This is a genomic window from Bacillus sp. MYb209 (assembly GCF_002975175.1).
In the GTDB taxonomy this organism is placed as follows: domain Bacteria; phylum Bacillota; class Bacilli; order Bacillales; family Bacillaceae_G; genus Bacillus_A.
Genome location: NZ_PCNZ01000132.1, coordinates 1 through 1,116, shown reverse-complemented (window position 1 = coordinate 1,116; position 1,116 = coordinate 1). Strand labels below are relative to the sequence as shown.

Genomic DNA, 1,116 nt, shown 5'->3' with positions numbered 1-1,116 from the left:
TGCATATGGTCAAAAAAGAACAAATTGATTTGCAGGACCAGTCTGTCCAAAATCAGAATGTTTTTATCAACCAGCTGTTTGGATTAACTGCTTAACAGGTGATTCCGTTAGGAATCCTTGATTCTTTTTTATTTATCATCTTTTTGCACCAGAACCATTTTTAATCTATAAAATCAATATCATCCAAAAGAATCTATCAGACAAGCTATACTGATTTTATACGATTTGTTTGTTTTTCATTGATTTAAAACTAAACACTTTGTTTAATTTTTAGACATATTATATAAATGTTTATTTATTTTTAACTGAGGTGAATTATTATGATAAATCCTTACTATATTGGAAACAGACAAGCAGGCCCAGTTTTTTCACTCCATGGAGCTCAAGTAACAATCCATGCAGTGCAGCATGCAATGCAACATATGCCATACTATTATCATCCAGCTATACCTTATCATGAAACAATACAATATTATCCAGCTATAGAATATACATCTCAAAGTATATATCCTACTACTTTTACAACAATTCCATTTTATTAACATCCTCTTGTTTTTAGTATGTTCGGCTTGGCGACATGCCATCATCTGCCGAAATCCATTCGTCAATGGTGAAGTGAAACGAAAAAAGTGGAGATTTTTGAGTATTTTTTGCTTTCGAAAGTAAACTTTTGAATATTAGTTTACTTTCAGTGATAGAAGTAGAACCACATGCCCATCAACCAAATATTTTGGAGTACCTCAAAAAAAATTCACCTCAGATACAACAAAAGAGCCTTACCTCTGTAGGTAAGGCTTCACTAGTATAGTTGTATATATTTACATAACAATTAAGAAACATAAAACATATAATACCAAGTAGAAGAACCCTAATATTCCGCCTATAGCTAGTACCTGTTTAACCCAGCTCTTGAATTTCAGATTACTGTCAATAATCGCTTGCACTCTTTCCATATCCGTTTCCTCCTATTAAGGAGAACCCTTAAAGACTCTCACCTCGCTATGATACCATTAAGGAATGACTAATAGAGGTCTAATTTTTGTCTAAACGTATAAATATGTAATATTGCATATAGAAATGTATTGTTATAAATGTAAGCGCTTACTATAATAAGGG

General features: G+C 32.0%; 2 protein-coding genes and 1 pseudogene. 2 read left to right on the top strand and 1 reads right to left on the bottom strand.

Annotated elements, in window-relative coordinates; all coding sequences use genetic code 11:
• Both CQZ94_RS30780 and CQZ94_RS30775 read left to right on the top strand, forming a co-directional pair.
• Nucleotides 1-95: pseudogene (locus tag CQZ94_RS30780) on the top strand (IS6 family transposase); the annotation flags it as partial.
• Between the two features lie 225 nt (nucleotides 96-320).
• Nucleotides 321-542: a hypothetical protein gene (locus CQZ94_RS30775; protein ID WP_016093974.1), complete on the top strand. Its 222-nt coding sequence runs from the start codon at nucleotides 321-323 to the stop codon at nucleotides 540-542.
• A 276-nt stretch (nucleotides 543-818) separates the two neighbouring features.
• Here CQZ94_RS30775 and CQZ94_RS32205 read toward each other — a convergent pair whose 3' ends face one another.
• On the bottom strand, nucleotides 819-953 hold the full coding sequence (locus tag CQZ94_RS32205; protein ID WP_258166097.1) for a hypothetical protein: 135 nt from the start codon (nucleotides 951-953) through the stop codon (nucleotides 819-821).
• Between the last annotated feature and the right edge of the window lie 163 nt (nucleotides 954-1,116).

Excerpts from the sequence above, each read along its gene's own strand:
- CQZ94_RS32205 (WP_258166097.1), bottom strand. The coding sequence starts at position 953 with ATGGAAAGAGTGCAAGCGATTATTGACAGTAATCTGAAATTCAAGAGC.
- CQZ94_RS30775 (WP_016093974.1), top strand. The coding sequence starts at position 321 with ATGATAAATCCTTACTATATTGGAAACAGACAAGCAGGCCCAGTTTTT.